Source organism: Ruegeria marina (genome assembly GCF_900101475.1).
Lineage (GTDB): Bacteria > Pseudomonadota > Alphaproteobacteria > Rhodobacterales > Rhodobacteraceae > Ruegeria_B > Ruegeria_B marina.
On record NZ_FMZV01000002.1, the window covers coordinates 240844 to 261097 of the forward strand.

Sequence of the window (20254 nt, forward strand, 5' to 3'; positions counted from 1 at the left end):
TCGTTGTCTCACTCTGTCCCACGGACGGGCGCTTACCGCTTCTGCGAATTGAAGACGGTCAACCCCGAAGCAACCCCGAAGGAGCCAGACAATGAACAACGGACAACGACTCACAGACAGACTCATCCGCAGCAGACTACCTCAACCCCCGGAGCGGATTGAGATAACAGATAGCGCCACCCCCGGTCTGTTCTTGCGAGGCCATACCAAGCGGGCCGTATGGACGCTTCGCCGCAAAGTTGACGGGCAGATGGTGCGGCAAGTCCTTGGCGAGTTCCCAACCATCGGTGCGAACGACGCAAGATCACTCGCGGGTCAGGCCGTTGAAGCCGCGCGCACCGGGCCGGTGGCCGGCATCGACGCGGGAACGACGCTTAGGAATGTTCTCGACGCATGGAGCGACGCGAGAAGTGACCTTAGAAGGACCGAAGCACGAAAAGCAGCCCTTGCTAGGGCTTTTCCAGACCTCCTTCCAAGGGCCACGGTAACGATGGATACGCCTGTATTCCTGCGAGCCGCTGACGGGCTATCGGCCGGAGCGCGGGTCAAGGCCTTGCGTGACATGCGAGCAGTAGCGTCCTGGGCGGCTTCGCGCGGACTGATGCCAGAAGGGGTTTTGCAAAACATCAAGTTAGAGCGGGGTGGCGAGCGAGACTATGTGCCAGAAGTCGAGCATGTGCATGCGTATTGGAAGGCCTGCGAAGTGTTAGACGAAGTTCGTTGCCGGTTCTTCAGGTTCATAGTTCTTTCGGCTTGGCGGAAGTCTGAGGTGCGAGAAATGCGATACGACTGGATAGACGGTGACAAGGTAGTTGTGCCAGCCGCACACACGAAGACAAAGAAGGATCAGGTCCACCCCCTGCCTGAAGGTTGGAAAGACTTGATCGGAACCGGCGACGGCATTGTCTTCCCGCGCGACGACGGCAGACCTCTATCCGACTACACGGATGGGCACCATAAGCGGGTGATCGAAGAAGCCGGGGTGCCACACTTTACGCTGCACGACCTGCGACGGGCTTTCGCTACGCATATGGCTGATGCGGGGGGCGACCTACTATCTATCGAACTGTGTTTAGGACACTCCCCCAGTCGTGTGTTGGGGTCAGTAGGAGCGGTGTATAACCGTAGTCAACGGTTTGATATGAGACGTCAACTTCTGGATCAATGGGCCGCGACCGTCAAAACGCGCGATATCGCAACCCTCGCCGCTGAATAATGGTTCGGAGACCCTTCAATCCTGCGATTGAGGGGTCATCATACGGCTTTCCTGCGCGCTGTGGTGCCTGCTTCAACCGCACGGGCATATGTGCCCTGACCGGTCATCATCGACCGTGAAAAGTCTTGCTGTACTGCTTGACGGGCCTGCCCAATTATTACACTGATTTCGGCTTCGCTGATCCGCTGAACTTCTACAGGACTACCAGTGTAATTGTGAATGTTGACGACGGGCGCTACAGCACCCACTCCCAATGTTCCGTTGTGCCGCTGAAGTGGAACGATTGCCTCCGGGCCAGCTTCGCCCATTAGGCCGGTGCCGCCGTTCTTCATAGGGAAGACTGTCGGAGACGATACTACGCCACCCTTCGCAAATTTTACTGCCGTTTCCACGTTGGCCATCTGGGAAAGTATGCTGCCGAACGAAGTAAGTTCTGTTCCACCGGATTTAAAACCGAAAGCCTTCATCAATGTGTTAAGAATGAACATTCGTGCGGTAAGTTTGGCTATATCAACAGCGAGATTGCGTGCGAAATCTTTGAAGCTAAGTTGACCCTCGATCAAGGCATCACTGAAGCTGAACAATGCCTCAGTGCCGGTCTTCATAAATGTTTCATTAAGATTGGTTTCTGTCTTCGCAATCCATTCATTCAATGTAATTATGCGTTCTGTGATCTCCTTTATTTGGCGACCACTTCCACCCCCAGATTGGGAATCTGAAGGAATACGAGGGGGTGTAAAAGTACGGGGCTCGCTGTAATACGGGTCTCCTTCACCGCCGAACGCATCAAGCTGTTCTTGCCGTACACGTGCGGCCATACCAAGCATCGTGTAATACATCTGCGAGGTCTTCGCCAACAGACCATCGGCAGCGGTTTCCGCAGAAGTGAACACCCCCGAGATATCAAGTCCTGTGATATCCTTCAGGATGTTCTTCGTTTCCTCGGATTTCTTACGGAGTTCTTCGGCTTGCGGGACAAGTTGGTTATAAAGTTCGAGTTGGACACGATAGAATGCGACGAGCATTTGGTGCTCTGCGATCTGGTAGTCGATCTTCATCAACAGGGCGTCTGCACCTTCAAGGACAGTAGTATTGATCCTCTGGTACTCGTCCAACAAAGCAGAGATAGCTCTACTTTCGGCCTCAATCGCATTCAAGAAAGATTGTTGTTGTGGGTCCAAACCCTTTTGCAGCCGTTCAATCTCAAGGCGAAGTTCTTGAATTGAGTTGGTGGCTTCTGCGGCTTGCTCACGAGACAGCTTCAATGCGGCGGACATAGTGTCCCCGGCCTCTGCGGCACTGTACAAGGCGCGGCCGAGACCGATGACGGCGGGGACGACAATCGAAAGTCCCATCCCCCACGGTCCGAGGAACTGCGCGATCTGAGCGAACTGCTGCGAAAAGGCTACGAGTGCTGATTGTCCAGAAGTGACCTGTACAACGAAGTCATTGACTTGGAATCCTGCGTTCTGAACGAAAGCACCGTACTGGCGTGCGTTCCGTCCTGCCGTGGCAAGACTTCGTCCGGTGTTGGCTGTAGCAGTGGTAGTGGCGTTCAGCGCACCTTCCATCTTGCGCAGATCGGATATGGCCTTGCTGGCTTCAAGATGAGCACGGATAAGTAGGGTTTGTGTTGCGTCTGCCATTAGTGAAGTTTCCTCTTATCCAGACGGAAAGTGTAAATGCGAGCAAGAAAGTCGCCTGTGTCTGCGGGACGTAGACCTTGAAAATGTTCAGCGAGCATCGAAACTCCGAATACTGAATTCGGAAAAGGATCATCGCGAATAAGCGGCCATACGGAGACAGTCAGGAAGTGAAACTTGACTGCGAATTCTTGATCGTTGTCGATTGACCAAATTCGCTGAAGTTCATGTCCTATCTTATTGAAAGTTTCGGTCTCAATCGTGAACTGTTCCATTTTCGATTGCCTCCTTCAGAAGTCTGTCGGCGGCATCTTCCCCCTGATTGCAGGCGTACATTTCTGCATAGTAGAGGAATGACGCTGCTTCGATTTGGTAATCTTGTTTATTTGGAGCACCGATGTTTATCTGTTTATTCGCGTTGCAATGACACATGCGAAGATAAATTCCGATGACATCGCGGATACGTTTATGCTTCAACGAAATGCGAAAATTGAGATTCACGTAGATGTGAACGTGATCGTCGTAAAGGTAATTGACCGACACGGAGGAATTATAGCCAATGCGTTGAGGCTTACCGACTGTTGTGGGCATTGTAGGCTTCGCAGGGGTCAACTTTGACTTTGACGGGTTCATGCGCTTCGCCGGATTCATGTTCATCATTCCCCCCAAGTCACGGAAGTGAGGTAAGCGACAGAAGAAGCGTCCACTACGGCCCAACTGGTAGGTTGGACGACGCGCAAAGCTGCACTGTTGGTCTGGAACATGGACCGAACGTCTGTGGGAGGAACGGTGCTCGCTGCATCGCTGATTTGGATACTGCCAGCCTCGTCAACGTAACCGTCTGTCTGGCTGCCACCTGTCATCTGGGGGGCGGGCTGCATGTCGTCGGCCATGGCAAGAGTTACAGCGCCGCTCGTGTCGATCATCGGAGACTCGATACCGTGATAGAAGGCATTGGCGTCTACGGCAGTGACAACACCTTCGGGAACGTAAGGTGAATGTATGAGTTCCATGCCCCAGAGGTTGTTCGCGGCGACCATGGGGGCGAGAGGGAAAGTGCCGTTGGCCGAGATCACCATCTCCAAGGCATTCTTGCGCTTGGTGTTCATGATAATCGCCGGTCTGCGGGCATTCGTCATGGCCGTTCGTAGATAGGTGAAGTCTGTGAGGATGTTTTCGAGCGTCTTACCGGCAGACGCTTTATTGTCTGCACCGTTCGTGATTGCGGCAGGACGAAGACCACCAATTGCAGCGTAAGACGGATCCAACAGGAACGAATCAAAGCCTTGAGACAGATCGTCAAGAATGAAATCTTCGAAGATGCCCAAGGCATTGGATACTTTGATCAATTCCCGTGTGGCTGTTGTGATGACACCAAGCTTGAATCTGTTAATCGTGGTGGTGCCGAGAGTCGCCTGCTTGACAGGTATGGTTGCGTGCTCAGACACCCATGCTGGCATCATCGAACCGGAATCTCCGGGTGCCCGCTTCGGAATTGAAATCGAATTGTGCGGACCGAACGGGATCGCCGTTCCCTTGGAAGACAGTTGTGCCAGCGCCGACCGCTGTTGAAGGCTGCGCCAGAAAGCCATCAATCCTGTGTCAACGAGTTCTGTTCCACCCCCAGGCAGGGCCGTGCCAAGCGGGTCGGTCGCAGATTTCGTCAACATTGCTTCAGCGAAGTGGAAGTTGTACTTGTCGTTGTCTTTGCTGAGCAGCTTTTCAAGAGACTTGCGGGTAGGTTCATTGAAGAAGTGGTTGCGCAATTGTGCGACGAAGACACCGGCCAGTGCTTTTGAAAGTCTGAATCCTTCCATCGGGTCTTTTGGCTTTGCGGGCTGTACCAGCGTCGATTGCACCTGAATGGGACGGTCATGCTTCCGGCGAAGCTGTTGGACCTCGGCAGTGAGTTCTAGCATCTGACTACGCAGACGCGGAAAGTCAGAGACGTCCTGCTCGACAGCTTTCACCGCATTATCGAATGCCTTTCGATAGGCGAGTTCCTTCAAGGCTTTCGTAGCCTTCTTTTCGTAATCCGGATCGTAGAGATTACCTACTACGAAGGAACCGTTATTCTTTGGATTGAAAGGGGTGCTCATCTTATGCGCTCCGACGAGTGGATTTGAAGGGGATCATTGCGGCTTTGTGCTGAGCGGCCATCTTATTCAGGGTGTTCAGGTCGGGGGCAGAGTCTTCGGTTCCCCCCTGAGTTTGGGATTGGGGTTCTGCCTTGAATTCCTCGATCTGCTTTTCTGCCGATTCCAGCTTGGACTTCAGAGCAGAAAACTCTTTCGTGAGTTCGTCGAAGCGCTTCTGGAAAGCTTCTTCCTTGAGTGCCATCTGTTTCTTGACCGTTGAAGCTATGACCCTGGCGATTGTGTCCATCAACTCTTTGTTGGACTGTCCTGTTCCGCCCCCCTGAGTGGATTTGGTCGAGGAGACGATGCTGGAATCTCCGAAAGGGTTATTGTATTGCATTGTTCGCCTCCAATTAAGAGCGTCGGGGCGGGAAACCTTGCGATATCGCGCCTTTTGGGGGTCGTGCGTTTCATTCATGTGAGCGATTCATCCGTTTTCACAGAATTGAGTGGATTCATCCCGTGGACGGAATAGTCGTTTTAATAATTTTGCGCCAAATTCGGTTGAAAAGCATATGTTATTGAATAATGCGTCGCGGGCTAATCCTGTGGGATTAGGGTTGAATCGTAGAACGTTACGGCTGTGATGAAGGTCGATGGTCGGACCGTTGGGCGACGGCGGCGACCAGGGCGGCGACCGGGGCGGGTTGCGCGCGCGGGGCGGGCCTGAACGCGTCCGGGGTGGCCCGTTAAGCGCCTTGGGCCGACGCAGCGGGCCGGGGCCGACGCGCGGGCCGGGGCGGGCTCTGCGCCAATTCTCGACCATTTTAGGCTCTATACGATGGAGGTCTTCAGTGGCTTCAGTAGAAGCTTGAGCGGTACTTGTGGGTTGGCCTCACCCCCCGCTCAAGCTTTTCGCGAAGATCTGCGTTTTCTTTTGGATCGCGCTGCTTTAACTCGCTTTGTCTTAGTTCCTCAAGTTTCTTCTTAAAACCGCGTTCTCTGCGGCTAAAAAATAGGTCGTTTTCTGCTTTTTCAGACTGTTTCTTGAACGGCATTTTTGGGGACCTCCTGAAGCTAGATTCCTAAATTGCGATTCAAAATTGAGTTTGGGGTCCGAGTGTGGGTCACATGGCAAAGCTTGAAGTGACCCTCCCCCAGACATATAACGTCCCGAACTGCGTTCGAAAATTTGGCCGGATGTTGGGGCGGGCAATTGAAGCCAGTATTCAAGGTTCCGTAGAACTGAAAATTCCGTGGGGTCGGGACTCTGTTTGACACTTCGGAGCCAACGAAGCAGCAGTTGTGCAGGGTTGAACAATGCGTCGTGGTGGCGACACGTATGCGACGGAAGCGTTGGGGTGATTGTGCTTGCTGTACGTGTTGCATATTGAACACCAGAGCAAAGAGGTTGCCCTCTCTTGCTCCTTGACGATGCAGAAAGAAACAAGAGAGGGCATTTACTCTAAAATGTAGGACCAAGCCACATATAGAGTAAAGTAGAGCGTGAGTTACATCAAGACGGTTGAGAAGGATCAAGACGTAAATTTATTATTTCCTGAATTTCAATGAATCGCTAATGGATTTGTATCGTGCGTCGTTCAGTTCAATTCTGGAATTCAATCGGTGATTCTGAATAATTACGCGAGCGGATACCCCCCAACATATAAATCGCCCCAAGTTGGAAAGATTCCCAAGTTAACTGCCAGAAACCAATCCAGCAGGGGGCTGGAGCCCCCTGGGGACCCGTGGAGACCCGTCGTTCAACTGGAGTCGAGGTAACCCCCCAACCGTTGAGGGGGTCATCCTGCTTAATTAAAATTGGGGGCTCCAGGGGGCTCCAGGGGGCTCCACCTTCAGTTGTGGGATACTTTTACCGATCAACTACCAGTTGGCGCGATCATCGTCAATGAAAGACGGACTACGCTCGATCAGAAACAGTCCTCGCCGCAGCAACTCGTTCGCCCGAACCACCTTCAGTTTTCCTTCAGCGATCAGCAGCTGCATATCACTAAAGGTTACAGACAGAGCCTCAGACCTGCTTATGAAGGCCATCCTTTCCTTCTTGTGGCTAGTCCACCCCTGATAGTCCCTGTCTGGTTCCTGTTCCCACGGAAACAGCACAGTGCCGTACTGCTCGTTGTGCAGGTACGAAACCTGCGGTTGCTTGTTCTTCATGGGGGAGAAAAACCCACCCTTTCTCACGGCCTCGAAGCGGGCCTTGTCACCGATCTTTTTATCAAGCAGCCCTGCCCGTTCCATACTAACGAACAACTCTTTAGCCATCACGACTTCGCCGAACAGAACCTCTCCGGTGTCCTCGTTGACCTTAAGCTTCAATCCCCCCAGAGCATCCAGCAGGTGCTGCGACCAAGCGGCCACCGACATTTCGATGAACTCCTTCTTGGTTTCAGTGAGGGGGGCGTGTTCACCGGGTTCGACGAAGGTATAGCCTTCGGCCTCGTAACTGTTTTCCAACCACCAACGGAGGTTTCTCAAACCTACACCCCCGTCACGGAAAGCCAGAACGTCGCGTAGCATGTTGCGCGGTAGGGTCTGTTCTCGACAATGGACAACGAGCCATCGACGGTCGTCACCGGTCAAAGCCAAAGCGCCAACCTTGTTCGTAGCACCCGCCAGCGAAGCCGCGTTATCGGTCTCGAATTGAGCACCGTACTTCTCGTTGATCTGTATCTTTTCCTCGGTGATGATCGTCTTAAGCTTATCTACTGCCTTGTAGTTGTCCTCGGCATATATCTCGTGGCAGATCACCAACAGGGCGTTGTGCATCGCACCGTTAAAGTCACTTTCCAGCAGAGCCCTATCGCTAATCTCGGCTACGTAGACACCCCCCAGGAAACTTCGAAGGACACTCAACAGCAGACTCTTGCCAACACCCCCCTTCACTGAAAATAACAGCAAGGCGTACTGCATTTTCTGCTCTGGCTTGGCCAAGACGGTAGCTATCCACCTGATCAGTTCTCGTCGTTCATCGGCATCGGGAACAAGCCAGTAGATGAACTCAATCAGGACGCCCACATCACCCTGTTGGGGGGTGGGCCTCAGATCCTTGTACTGGTTAAACTTCCAGTCACGACCATCGTCATCGTAGAACGGCCCAACAGACTTTCCGGGGCGGAAAGCTAGGCCGCCCATGGTCTGCAATCGCTGAGCCTTAAGTTTAGGGGCGACTTCTGCCAGATGTGAGAAGTTGCGAACCGCATCGTTGAGCGTATTTGTGAAGAATACGCGCAGAGGATCAGACTTGCGAACGAACATAGTCTTGTTTCCTGAGACCATGTAACAATCGTCAATGAACCGGTTAGTCAGGTCAAAGATCGGTCTTCCGTCCCGAAAACCAACCTGATGCGTAACCCAGAACGCTGGCTTCAGGAACGCTTCCAAGTCCTCTCTAGCCCATACCAGTTTGCCTTCATGATCTTTGACGTAGTTTGCCTTTGGCATAGGGTCAGCGAAGTCCCAACCTTTAGGAACTTTATCTATCTTCATTGTATCGAACATGAAGACCTCAAGGCGAGTACCGGCCATGCCCTCTGACGCACTGAAAACCGCCCTTAGGCCTTCTTGGTCTGCATCTGGCACAAATACTATTTCTTCCACCCCGGCCTTGATGGCTGTATCAGACAGTAACCGCCAATCTACGCGCCGCGCTCCGGGGGCACCGAAACCCCAACCTACGTGGAAGGCGTCAGAACGGCAAAGGAAGGCGTTTAGCGGCTCCTGTGTGACCATGCCTCGGCGGATATGTTCAACCGCCTTCTCGCCTTCGTGGACGAACAGACGCTTCTTCGCTTTTGACGCCCGCAATTCGCCAATGCCATAGATGCGGTGAAAGTCTTCAGGTTCGCCTAGCACCCATTCTCCCCCTTCGTGGGGGGTGAAGGTCATGAAACGCTTTACACCGTTTGATCGCCGATATCGCACGCGGATGCACTCGACCAACTTTGCCGGGTACTCGTCGGCTATGATCTCGTCTTCGAAGTCCCAGTACGTATAGACGTCCTCAGGGTCTGCATTCGCGATAAGGTCTGGCAACAACTCGAACCCGAGAAGGCTGCGGTTCGGCCTGACACTGAGCAATGGTCCTTTGCCAGCCCCCTCGATGACGACCTTGGTCGGCTCGGGCGCGCGATATCGCAACGCTTCGGCCTTGAACATCTGGTTCTCGGCCTCGGTCATGGGGTGTTCCATGGAGAACTCTGTAGGCTTTAACACCCAAGTCAGCCTATCGACTGGGTCAAGTTTCCCGCCTTCTTTGAACGGGCTCTCTTGCCGGAAGTCGGTGCGAAATTCGAGCTCACCGACTTCGATGCTGTAGTCTTGGCCGGGCTTGAAAATGACGACCCTATAGTTTCCGCGCCAGTGCCCCCACATCTTGGGGGGTTCATAGGGAATGCCGTCTTTGGCAGCTATGTATTCAGCTTTGCGTCGTTCGGTCTGCCGTTCTTCGTCGGTCAGTTTTCTGTCGTCCAGCCTGACCCCCAAACGACCGAAGTATTCCTTGACCGATTTGTAGTCGCGAAGGAGGCGCATTTCTTTATCATTGGCACTCATTATCTCTCACTCCCCCTCATTCTTGTTCATGGTTTGTTCTTTACGATTCATCGTTTCACCCCCGCTGCTCGCATTATTGCATCTGCGAACTGACGCTGAGACCGGGTCATGTCGGCGGTCTGGCTTCGCATTTCCTTGGACTTGTCTTTGGAGTACTGGACGCCGTTCTTGTCGATGATGGCCTTGTGCAGCACTTCACCGACCTTGCGCATTTCATCGCCCAAGATCGGAGCGAGCAATTCAAAGTCTTTTGCGGATATGAGTCCTTCTTCTTTCAACAGCGATAGGCCGTCGAAAGCGCCTACACCCAATAGACCTATGATAGCGGTTTTGTATTCTTGAGGCATTTCTGCATTCCTTTATTACGCAGAAAAGAAATCCCCGGCCCAGTGCTCGAAAACATTAGCTTTTGTTCGCGATTCAGGCAATAATTGGTTATTCCTGCTTGTTTCACGAGGGTCCGGCAGACCTGATGACTGTTTCCAGAAGGTTCCCAGTGAAACGCTCGTGATTTATTTCACGGGCGTTTCCATTTGGGGGGTATGCCGAACTCGAACTTGGGTAGAGATTCCTTTCCATTTCTTGTTTCAGTTTCCATTTGCACATGGCTCCCTAACGCACATTCCACCGGCAGCGACGAATTGTGCGCAATATTATTATCGCGCAACTTCGCTTCTAAAGCTTATGATTTTGGTTACTGAGATGGGCGGCTACTTCATACGCCGCACGCTCTTTAGAGGAACGGTCCCAGGTGTTATTTCAGCCAATTCGGCAGCCTCAATCTCCCCCCTGATCATGGCTTCAGCGCAGGCGACACAGTAGCGCCTCTTTCCAAGGATCAGCTTCGATGGGATAGCCCAACGTTCTAACGCACGGGGGGTGACGTCGATCAGTGTAGATGTGAGGTGATTAGCCAAGGACTCCTTGGCTAACCAACGCATATGGGATGACTCGCATCTCACCATTGGTTGCTTCCAATACGAGCAACTATCTTCATCATCTCCATTTTCTGCTGTTTGGTAGCCTTAGAAACTTCACCCTGTTCAAGCTTCAGCAACCAGGCATTGAGGCTGTTCATGATCTTCTTAAAGTAAGCGTCAGCCATGAATCTTTTCACGCTCATAGTACGCACTCCTAGCGTTGGACGGACTCAGTCCGTCACGTTTCGATTGGTTTGGATTGGAGTGCGATTAACGTGCCCCGGACTTCCACCGGCTGTGGTCGATCTACGTGTTGGGCGGGTCAACGCTTCAGCCTGACCATCTCAGCTTACCCTCGCAGCACACAGCCTGGCACTGATTCCACCCCCGATCAACTGCGTAAATGCGCAACGATTCCACCACGTGACTCAATAGGGGGTTGACCGTGGAGCCAGCGCGAAACGCGCGATATCGCAAGGTCAGCGCTTGGTGAATCCCATTGATAGCCAACCCTTTGCGGTTGTAGCGTCAAAACCTTTCAGCCAAGATACGAGAAGACAGAGACTTGGAGCCCAACCGTGTCAGATACTCCCCCTGTACGACGCCGCCGTTTTTCGCAGATCTATGCGGTGCCGGAAAACCTGTCTGACGACAGCCCACGTATGCGTGGGCGGATTGCCGCTCTCATGCATTCAACGCTGGAAAAACCACATCTTCAAAAAGATTGTAGCGGCTTTTTAAAGGCTGAATTAAATCTGAAGTTTAGAACCAACGCAACATATTCGGTTTCATGGGATGAAACTCTGGCAAAAATCGAAAAAAATATTTTTCTGGATTCAATTACCGTTGTTTATGAGTTCTTTCATGAGGATAAATACGAATATTTCTCAGAACGCGGGGCCGATAAAAGAGTTAAGGACTATATTATTGATGTAAACAGAATATTTGCGGAAGAACACGTTGCTTATTGGATAGATAACGAAGGCGTTGTTCACCCCAAACCAGACGAAGCTTTCCGAAACTCCTACGAAGACACGATCAAGGGTTTAAACGGAGCAGGCTTTACGGCTGCACGAAAACACATCGCGGACTCTGACGGTTACATTCTGCAAGACCCGCCCAACTGGTCGAAGGCAATCTACTCTGTCTTCCTTGCCGGTGAAAACATCTTCAAGGTGGTCACAAACGACAGTCAACTTAACGGAAAGAAGCTTGATCAGAGGCTCAAGCCGTTGATTGAAAAGAAATATGATGATCCGCATACAAGGCGATCGGCATTGAACTTGTATGATGGTTTTAAAGAATGGGTAGATTGCGCTCACAATTACCGACACGATCCCGGCGACAAGGAACCCACGCAACCGCCTGAGGACCTCGCTTTGGCTATCATCAACAGCGGCTACGGCTACGTGCGCTGGTTGGCAAGTTTTGGTGCACCAGAGGCGATAAGTTCAGAGGACTAAAATGAACTGGAGCAAGGGGTTTTTCCGCGTCTGGCTCGCAATCTCAGTAGTTTGGATTGCAGTTTCCCTGATCGTCGCAAGACCGGATCAAAGTTTTCACTATTATTCATCGTTTGACGAAATGGCTGACAGGCTGCGCCAAGCACCAAGTGATGCAAACGGAACGGTGCATTTTTCTGCAAAAAGAACGCTCACACAAGATGAGACCGACGAACTCTTGAACGAATTGGAATCCAGATCGGCGGCCAAACGCTCCGAACTTTTGTCAAGTTTGTTCGCCGCGTTGGTTCCTCCGTTGGTTTTGTTAGGATTTGGAGTTGCTGTTGCTTGGGTCTTGCGTGGATTCAAAAAATCCAGCAGTTAGGGCGATTACAAAAGAAAGTTTGCCAACACAAATTTTTATTTTTCGCTTGTCTGATTACCTTTAAACGCGGCGATACTTCTAGCCAAATCTTTCTTTCTATCCAATTTCTCTTTCTTTAAACGATCCTCCTCCAATATTTCGATAATAGCCCCCCTGCCTATTGCGAAGAACTCCAAACACTTTTGCTCGCTTAATTCATGGATGCCAGAACTGAGAATTGAATAAAGTTCGCTGTGCTCCACCAGAAAATCCGGCAAGTGCCCTCTCAGGTGCTTGATCTTATCGCTCATTCGCATTTTCGCGAACTCCGTTTCATCCCAGCCTTCGTCACCCTTAAATTCTTCAAAGCGACTATATATCAGCCGCTCAAATATTCTACGCAGGTAAACAAACGACCCAATTCCAACGCCATGAGCCGCTAGCCCTATTGCTTTATGGAGCTCATTTGAATTTTCTTTGCTCAAAACTCCACGATACTTTTTTGATTCATCATTGGCAATGTCGGCAAGCGATGGATACATTCCAATTTTCTTGATGATTACATTGGGGGATTCAACTTTTACGACTATGTGAAGTGCAGTGATTTTGTGATAATCTTCAACAGTACTTCTTGCGCACACGCAAGTGGATTTCCCAATGTGCCCTTCGCTTCCCACAACTTTTAAAATAAAGTTTTCAGAACTAAAACTGTATTCATGGTTACTGCGAAGCGTAAATGTAGTATTCTTTCCGCATTCACAACAAAATCCATCAAAAATTCTGGTTCCGGATCCAAAAATCGGTCGAATATCCATATTGTCGCAATTCATCTCGATTTCTTCGTACAATGGAGTTTCGAAGAAATACTCGTAGGGGGTTTCGATAAGTTTGGCCATTTTACACCGTCGTTGTCTTGCCGCGGAACAGTACACGCCTCTACGCACTTGTCAAAGATGCCTTAGCATGTGCGAAAATAGCAGCCATCGCCGTAGAGTTGAGGCAATAAGGCTCTTACCTAAACAGTAGGAGCCTTCTTCATGCGACGAACCGCAACCCAACCCCAAGCAAAACAGTATTGGGGGTGTAGACCGAACTACGTAAGTCTTTTCAGCGGCTTATCGGAAAGCGTTTGTACTTCAACCAACCCCCGCCGGAGGCATGTGCGGACCGCGAGGGCCGCACATAGGTGTTGCACCCCGGTTGCGGAGCAGGCAGGGATCGGCGGACACAATCGGAGTATGCCATGACCGCAGCCATTGTATTCGATCTGGACGGCACACTGATCGACAGCGCGCCGGACATTGCCGCCGCTGTCAACCGGATGCTGGCGGCCGAAGGACACGGGCCGCTCGATCTGGCGACGGTGACCTCTTTTGTGGGCAGGGGGCTGCCGAACCTGGTGGCGCAGGTGATCGGCCATCTCGGGCTCGACATGGGGCGGCACCCGGAGCTGGCGGCGGCGACGCTGGCCGAATACAACCGCTCGAACTCCAGCCTGACCATGCCCTACCCGGGCGCGGTCGGGGCGCTGGAACGGCTCAGGGAAGGTGGCGCGGCGCTGGGGATCTGTACCAACAAGCCCGAGGGGCCGGCGCGCCAGGTGCTGGCCGATCTGGGGCTGTCGCGGTTCTTCGACGTTGTGATCGGCGGCGACAGCCTGCCCACGCGCAAGCCGGACCCTGCCATGCTGCACGCGAGCTTTGCCGCCCTGCCGGACCTGCCCCGTCTCTACGTGGGTGACAGCGAGGTGGATGCGGAGACGGCCCTCAACGCAGGCGTGCCCTTCCTTCTGTTCACCGAAGGCTACCGCAAACGTGCTGTCGAAGAACTGCCGCATCGGGCGGCTTTCAACGCCTTTGCCGACTTGCCGGAGCTTGTCGCTCAGGCGCTGGCGATCTGAGCCGAGACCCGGTCGCGGATCGCCTGGGGCCAGGCCAGAGACCTGCCCAGCCGCGCCACATGCACCAGCGTGGCGGTAGCGCTCAGGCGCAGTTCGTCCCTGCAATGGGCGGTCAGTTCGTAATCGAGGCTCGCATTGCCGATCCGGGTCGGGGCCAGCCGGAAGGTCAGCACGTCGCCATGCAGCGAAGGCGCGGTAAAGGTGGCCTGAATCTGGGCCGTGGGGGCGCCGTTTTCCTTGACCAGTTCATGGAATGGCAGGCCCAGATCGGTAGCGAACCAGTCCTCGACCACGTCGTTGATCATCTCGAAATAGCGTGGGAAGAACACGATGCCGGCCGGATCGCAATGCTTGAAACGAACCTCGATTTCGGTGGTAAAGCTCATCTGTTGCCCCTCGTGTCGCTTGACTGCCTCTGTGCATGCTGAACGGCCGGGGTTCAAGCGGCCAAGGCCGTCCATGCGGCGATCAGCCCTTCGCGGGTCATCCGGGGCGCATCGGCTTCGATGGCAGGCGCCCCCTGGGCGGCCAGCGCATCGACATGCAGGCGGGGCATCACGCCCTCGCCCATCACGGCCAGTTGCTGGCCGAGCCAGAAAGGGCGCGTGGCCGCCAGTTCGGCCCCGATCAGCGTGCCGAGGATGCGCGCGCGCGCCATCTCGGGCGGCAACCCGTCGAGCGTGGCCGCGGCATGGGCGCTCCAGAGCCGCGCCAGCACCTGTTCGGGGCGGGACAGGCCATCGGCGACGGCCTCGGAAAAGGTGGCGCGGTCCAGTTCGGGAGTGGCCAGCCAGCGGCCCAGCATGGTTCCGGCACCCAGGGCCGAGACCAGCGCGCCCGACAGGAAGCTGCGGAAGCTGACGACTTCTCCGGCGCTGACATGGACCCAGCGGCTGGTCTCTCCGGTCAGGCAGATCACCCCGTCCCAACCGGGGTTGAGTGCGAGGAACCCCGCGATGCGGGTCTCGTCGCCCTGCATCATGTCTGCGGGCAGTTCCTGCCGAAGCCCGGCCACCGCATGAAAGGCAATGCGCGGATCACCGAGGTCGATCCGCCAGAGCCCGCCCGCGAGCGGCGTGCAGGGTATCGGGGCGCGAACCGGGCCGAGGGGACCGCAGGCCACGACCGGAACGCCCTGCCCCTGGTGCCGACCGGCGACCAGCGCCAGGGTCGCGGCCGGATCGGCCGGGCGCGGACCGTCGTCGACGGTTTCGTCCAGCACGTCGCGGCCGCGCATCACCCAGAGGCGGCGGCGCGTGGTTGTCCAGTCGAGGGCGATCCAGTCGCGGGTCATGGCGGTCTCCGGCTGCCTGACCCGCTCTTACGGCAGCCGGGCCGAAAGGCCAAGCGGTGTCAGAACCGGTAGGTGTCGCCGAAGACGGGGCCGGACTGGGTGAAGGAGAATTCGTTGCCGCTGGAGAGGGTATGATCGACCGAGAGATACCGGTAGCCGAACCGCAGCAGCCAGTTGTCGTTCAGCGCATAGTCGGCGGTCAGCAGCGCCTGCCAGCTTTCGCTGTCGCTCTGGAAGCCACCATAGTCGAAGAAAGCGGTGCCGCGCCAGCGGTCGGACAGGGCGACCTGCGCCCGGATGCCGATCACTGGATCGATCCAGTTGTCATCGGCCACCACGGTGCGGCCCGGCAGGGTGCCAGGCAGCGCGGTCAGCGTGGTGCTGGTGTCGAACCAGCGCAGGCCGGCGGCCAGGTCGACGGCGACATCCGGGGTTTCGTGCACGCGGTAGGCGGCATAGGCGTTCAGCACCTGCGTCTTGGCCCTGGTGTTGATACCCGACAATGCCCCACCCGGCGTCGGATTGCCGAAGGAAAGGTCGGTCAGCATGTAATCGGCAAGAAAGCTCCACTGGCCGTTGCTGGCCCCGAACGCCCCCATGAAGGCAAAGTCGAGATTATCGAGCGCGTCCTTGAAGCTGAGCGTGCCCTCAATGGTGCCGGTTGGGGTGGTGACACCCGTCTCGGTCTCGGCGGTGAAGAGATAGACGGTCGCCTCGTACTGCCAGGCGGATTGCTGGGCGGCCAGAGGGGACGCCGCCGCGAGTGCGAGAGCAAGAGAGGCAATGATCTGGGTTTTCATGGCGTGCTCCTCGGAACAGGATATGAATGCATTCCAAGCGTCACATATGAAACCTCGCGGAGCAAGCGACAGTGAGGCCAACCGCACCGGGACAGGCATCAAATTGCCCGAGGCATCATTCATTTTTTCGAGGAACGCCTCGGCGCGCAGGCTGCGGAAATCCGGCAGGGCGGCGCGCAGGCGGGCATGGTCCCAGTCCCACCAGGCCAGCGCCATCATCCGCTCGGCCACACCCTCGGGGTAGCGGCGGCGGATCAGCCGGGCGGTATTGCCACCGACGATGGTATAAGGCGCGACATCCCTGGTCACGACGGTGCCCGAGGCGATGACCGCGCCATGGCCGATGGTGACCTCGGGCTTGACGATCGCGGCATGGCCGATCCAGGTGTCATGCCCGATGGTTGCCGTGCGCGAGGCGCGATGGGCGAACCAGTCGGCATCGTGGTCGGCATCGTCCCAGTAATCGGCCGAGCGGTAGTGGAAATGGTGCAGCGACGCCTTTTCCATCGGGTGATCGGTGGCGCCGATGCGGGTGAAGCTGGCGATATTGGCAAACTTGCCGATCTGCGCATTGGCGATGTCGCAGGTGCGGTCGCAATAGCTGTAATCGCCCCAGACCGTGTTGGCCAGGCGGGTTCCGGCTCCGATCTCGACATAGGCGCCGAAGCGGCTGTCGGCGATCTGGCAGCCAGAGTGGACAAAGGGTGCATCGGCGGTCAGGCGGGCCATGGGGTCGGATCCTCGGAACAATCAGGGCAGAAGGGCGGGCCTGGCTTTGACCGCGCCGGAGGATTTCCGCGGCTTGTCCGAGCCCCCCTTGATCAGCCTTGCCCGAAGCCATCCCGAAAGCCAGTCCATCAACATAACCATCACGACGATGAGCGCGATGTAATAGGCGACCTCTTCCCAATCCTTCTGGGTGATGATCGCCTGGGTCAGCAAAAGGCCGATGCCGCCGCCGGTGATCGCGCCGATGATGGTGGCGCTGCGGGTGTTCGACTCGAGGAAATAGAGCATCTGGCTGAGCAGCACCGGAGTGATCTGCGGGATCACACCGAAGCGATGCCGCTGCGCCGCGTTGGCGCCGGTCGATTGCACGCCTTCGATCTGCTTGGCATCGACGTTTTCCAGCGCCTCGGAGAAGATCTTGCCGAAGGTGCCGCTGTCGGTGACGAGGATCGCCAGCGCGCCGGTCAGCGGGCCGGGGCCAAAGGCGCGGGCCAGTACCACGGTCCAGATCAGCGCGTCGACCCCGCGCACGAAGTCGAAGACGCGGCGCACGGCAAAGCGGAACGGCGCCACCGGGTTGAAATTGCGCGCGGCGAGAAAAGCCAGCGGAAGGGCGAGCATGGCGGCGCCGAATGTCCCGAGAAAGGCCATCAGGATGGTTTCGCCGATGGCCCAGGCGACATCCTTGTGCCGCCACATGGCGTTGTTCCAGAAATCGTGCCAGATCGCGTCGGCCTCGCCATTGGCTGCGCGGCGCAGCAGTTCGGCCGGGGATTGCCCGTGATAGGGGCTGTCGAGGGTGAACCAGAACAGTTCCCACCCGGAGAAGTAACGGAATACCTCGGCGCGGTTGCGGGTCACTGTCAGACGGCCCGCATCGGTGGTGACCGCAACGCGGTTCTTCGACATGTTGATCCAGTCCGGCACCGCGCCCGGCGGCAGGTCGGTGATCACGCCCTGTGTCCGGGTCGGGGTGGCGCGCAGGGTGCCATAGCCGGGGATGTCGTATTCCACCGTCTCGGGGCCGAAGCGGACCACGTGACCGTTTTCGAGGTCGATGACGGTGATTTCACCGAAGCTGACCCAATCGGGCCCGGTAGCATCGGGATATCTCCCCTTGCGCTCGCCCTCGATGGCCACCGAAACCTCGCCCGAGCGGTTGTCGCGGGCCACGTGGGTTTTGTAGCTGTAGCTGTCGGACACCAGCGTGCGGCCGTTTTCCCAATTGGCCCTGGCCGCGAGACCCGGCACGTCGAAGGCGAGGAAGACATAGACCAGATAGGTCAGCACAAGGGCCGGCAGGCCGAAATTCATCAGCCGTTTGCGGGCGAAGAGGCGGTCGGCCTGTACCTTGAGCGCGTCGGCGGACAGGTTGGTTGCAAAGGTGCTCATGCCGTGGCCCCCGCTTTGGCGCCATGGGTCAGACGTTCACGCAGGCGGTCGGAAACCTGGTCGACGACCACGATGGCAGAGAAGAGAAGAAGGAAGATCGCCGCCGCCTCGTCATAGCGGCCCTGCCCCCATGACATCGCGTTGCGCAGTTCGTAGCCGATGCCGCCCGCCCCGACGAAACCGAGGATGGCGGAGGCGCGGATGTTGATCTCGAACCGCAAAAGCGCGTAGCTGACGAAATTCGGGCCCACCTGCGGGATTACCCCCAGGTACATCCGCTGCGCCCAGTTTGCGCCGACCGATTCCAGCCCCTCGACCGGTTTCAGCGAGGCGTTCTCGCTGACTTCGGAGAAGAGCTTGCCCAATGCGCCGGCGGTATGGATCGCGATGGCGATCATCGCAGGCACCGGGCCGCCGCCGAGGACGAAGATCAGCACCAGCGCGATGACGATCTCTGGCACCGCGCGGCAGATATCGGCGATGCGGCGGAAGAGCGGGATCAGGCGCGGCCAGTAGGCCAGCCCGCGCGTCGACAAGAGCGCAAGGACCGTGCCGGCGAGAGTGCCTGCAAGGGTGGCGGCGGCGGCGATGTTCAGCGTCTCGACCAGCGCGGGCAGGAAATGCAGCAGGTGGCCGGGCAGTTGCGCCGATTTCTCCAGCGCCTCGGCCAGCACCTCGGCCGGATAGTCGAAGACATGGGTCCAGCCTTCGGCAAAGCTGCCCGCGTTGCGGCTGTCGGCGGTACGGAACCCCGCCGCCATCAGCGCCACGAAAAGGATCAGGAGAATGCCGCCATAGACCCGTTTGCGTCGTGTCAGCGCGATGTATTCATCGTGGACGCGGGTGATATCCGTCACTCCGCCGGTCAGGTCTGTCATGGAATGCTCCCGATTGAGGAACGGGGCCCGCGCGTCGCGGGCCCCGCCATCCGGTGGGACCGGATCAGTTGGACTTCAGCTTGCGCGCCTCGATGATCGACAGGTAGGCGTCGTGGGTGATCGGCTCGAACCCCTTGGCCTCGCCTGCGGCGACGTTGTAGAAACAGTCCTTGTCCTTGTCGGCGAGCCCGGCCATCAGGGTTGTCATGGTGGCCTTGACCTCGGCCGGCAGGGCGGTGCGCAGCACGACGGGGCCTTCGGGAATCGGCTTGGAACGCCAGATCGCGACCAGGTCGTTCATGTCGACGAGACCCGCGTCAACCGCCTTGCGCAGGGCGCCCGAGTTGTAGCCGTCTTCCCAGTTGCCCAGACCGTCGGCCCAGGTCACGCCGCCGTCCACGTCGCCGTTGTTGACCGCGACGATGGTCTGCTCGTGGCCGCCGGTGAACACGACCTCGCCGAAATAGTCGCCGTTGTTCATGGTCGAGCCGGTGGTCTCGGGGATCTCGATCGAAGGGATCAGGTAGCCGCTCGTGGAGTTCGGATCGCCGAAGCCGAATTTCTTGCCCTTCATGTCCTCGAGCGAGACGATGCCGGCATCCTTGCGGGCGAAACCGATCGAGTAATAACCGTAGCTGCCATCGTTGTTGACCTTGACCAGCACCGGCTCGACCGCGGTCGCATCGCTGAGGAAGGTCTTGGCATAGGCCGAGGCGCCCAGCCACGCCATGTCGATGGTGCCGCCCAGCAGGCCCTGGATCACGCCGTCATAATCGGCGGGGGCAAACAGCCTGGTTTCGACGCCCAGCACCTCTTCGGTGTACTGGCGCAGGCATTCGTTGCTGTTCAGGCGGTCCTGGGCGTTTTCGCCGCCGAGGATGCCGATGCGGAATTCGGTGATGTCGCCGGCCATGGCAGGCGCGGCAAGCGCGGTGGTGGCGGCGAGGATCGCAAGCAGGTTTTTCATCTCATTAGCTCCATTTGGATTGACTTGGATTGAACCGACCCATCCCAAGGCCGGGA

General features: G+C 56.3%; 18 protein-coding genes and 1 pseudogene. 4 read left to right on the top strand and 15 right to left on the bottom strand.

From position 1 onward, the window contains the following. Nucleotides 1-91: 91 nt before the first annotated feature. Nucleotides 92-1216, top strand: a complete 1125-nt coding sequence (locus BLT75_RS03510) for a tyrosine-type recombinase/integrase (RefSeq protein WP_093027769.1) — start codon at nt 92-94, stop codon at nt 1214-1216. A 38-nt stretch (nt 1217-1254) separates the two neighbouring features. On the opposite strand, the gene BLT75_RS25180 is transcribed toward BLT75_RS03510, so the two are convergent. From BLT75_RS25180 to BLT75_RS24300, 8 genes are all read right to left on the bottom strand, one after another. After that, nucleotides 1255-2862, bottom strand: a complete 1608-nt coding sequence (locus BLT75_RS25180; RefSeq protein ID WP_093027770.1) for a phage tail length tape measure family protein — start codon at nt 2860-2862, stop codon at nt 1255-1257. A 252-nt stretch (nt 2863-3114) separates the two neighbouring features. Next, a complete protein-coding gene (locus BLT75_RS03520; RefSeq protein WP_143028507.1) occupies nt 3115-3516 on the bottom strand; it encodes a hypothetical protein in 402 nt (133 codons plus the stop codon). Next, nucleotides 3516-4958: a phage major capsid protein gene (locus BLT75_RS03525; RefSeq protein ID WP_093027772.1), complete on the bottom strand. Its 1443-nt coding sequence runs from the start codon at nt 4956-4958 to the stop codon at nt 3516-3518. The genes BLT75_RS03520 and BLT75_RS03525 overlap by 1 nt, the downstream gene beginning before the upstream one ends. A 1-nt stretch (nt 4959) precedes the next feature. After that, the gene (locus BLT75_RS03530) at nt 4960-5337 is read right to left on the bottom strand and encodes a hypothetical protein (protein ID WP_093027773.1); all 378 of its coding nucleotides are present in this window, start codon (nt 5335-5337) and stop codon (nt 4960-4962) included. Nucleotides 5338-5797: 460 nt separating this feature from the next. Next, on the bottom strand, nt 5798-5995 hold the full coding sequence (locus BLT75_RS24010; protein ID WP_143028508.1) for a hypothetical protein: 198 nt from the start codon (nt 5993-5995) through the stop codon (nt 5798-5800). An 826-nt stretch (nt 5996-6821) separates the two neighbouring features. Continuing rightward, nucleotides 6822-9512, bottom strand: a complete 2691-nt coding sequence (locus BLT75_RS03535; RefSeq protein ID WP_093027774.1) for a primase-helicase family protein — start codon at nt 9510-9512, stop codon at nt 6822-6824. A gap of 47 nt (nt 9513-9559) precedes the next feature. Further along, a complete protein-coding gene (locus BLT75_RS03540) occupies nt 9560-9859 on the bottom strand; it encodes a hypothetical protein (RefSeq protein ID WP_093027775.1) in 300 nt (99 codons plus the stop codon). A 611-nt stretch (nt 9860-10470) separates the two neighbouring features. Next, entirely contained in the window at nt 10471-10617 is a 147-nt protein-coding gene (locus BLT75_RS24300) for a hypothetical protein (protein WP_218128830.1), read from the bottom strand. Nucleotides 10618-11010: 393 nt separating this feature from the next. Between BLT75_RS24300 and BLT75_RS03545 the strand changes: the two genes are divergently transcribed. Beyond that, entirely contained in the window at nt 11011-11895 is an 885-nt protein-coding gene (locus tag BLT75_RS03545; protein WP_143028509.1) for a hypothetical protein, read from the top strand. 1 nt (nt 11896) lies between these two features. Then, nucleotides 11897-12259 (top strand): hypothetical protein, encoded by a 363-nt coding sequence (locus BLT75_RS24015; protein ID WP_143028510.1) that lies wholly within the window; start codon nt 11897-11899, stop codon nt 12257-12259. A 35-nt stretch (nt 12260-12294) separates the two neighbouring features. Here BLT75_RS24015 and BLT75_RS24020 read toward each other — a convergent pair whose 3' ends face one another. After that, entirely contained in the window at nt 12295-13134 is an 840-nt protein-coding gene (locus tag BLT75_RS24020) for a hypothetical protein (protein WP_143028511.1), read from the bottom strand. A 347-nt stretch (nt 13135-13481) separates the two neighbouring features. Here BLT75_RS24020 and gph point away from each other — a divergent pair, with 347 nt between their 5' ends. Next, nucleotides 13482-14138: a phosphoglycolate phosphatase gene (gene gph, locus BLT75_RS03555; RefSeq protein WP_093027778.1), complete on the top strand. Its 657-nt coding sequence runs from the start codon at nt 13482-13484 to the stop codon at nt 14136-14138. On the opposite strand, the gene BLT75_RS03560 is transcribed toward gph, so the two are convergent. The 6 genes and pseudogenes from BLT75_RS03560 to phnD all read right to left on the bottom strand — a co-directional run bounded on the left by BLT75_RS03560 (nt 14120) and on the right by phnD (nt 20198). After that, nucleotides 14120-14524 carry an acyl-CoA thioesterase gene (locus BLT75_RS03560; protein ID WP_093027779.1) on the bottom strand — a complete coding sequence of 135 codons (405 nt, stop codon included), beginning with the start codon at nt 14522-14524 and terminating at the stop codon, nt 14120-14122. The genes gph and BLT75_RS03560 overlap by 19 nt on opposite strands. 53 nt (nt 14525-14577) lie before the next feature. Further along, complete coding sequence (locus BLT75_RS03565) at nt 14578-15432, bottom strand: 2-dehydro-3-deoxygalactonokinase (RefSeq protein ID WP_093027780.1); 855 nt, start codon at nt 15430-15432, stop codon at nt 14578-14580. Nucleotides 15433-16355: 923 nt separating this feature from the next. Beyond that, nucleotides 16356-16961: pseudogene (locus BLT75_RS03575) on the bottom strand (LbetaH domain-containing protein); the annotation flags it as partial. 21 nt (nt 16962-16982) lie between these two features. Next, nucleotides 16983-18353 (bottom strand): phosphonate ABC transporter, permease protein PhnE, encoded by a 1371-nt coding sequence (gene phnE / locus BLT75_RS03580; protein WP_093027781.1) that lies wholly within the window; start codon nt 18351-18353, stop codon nt 16983-16985. Further along, a complete protein-coding gene (gene phnE, locus BLT75_RS03585; protein ID WP_093027782.1) occupies nt 18350-19231 on the bottom strand; it encodes a phosphonate ABC transporter, permease protein PhnE in 882 nt (293 codons plus the stop codon). Before phnE (BLT75_RS03585) ends, phnE (BLT75_RS03580) begins: the two co-directional genes overlap by 4 nt. A 64-nt stretch (nt 19232-19295) precedes the next feature. Continuing rightward, a complete protein-coding gene (gene phnD, locus BLT75_RS03590) occupies nt 19296-20198 on the bottom strand; it encodes a phosphonate ABC transporter substrate-binding protein (protein WP_093027783.1) in 903 nt (300 codons plus the stop codon). Nucleotides 20199-20254 lie beyond the last annotated feature (56 nt).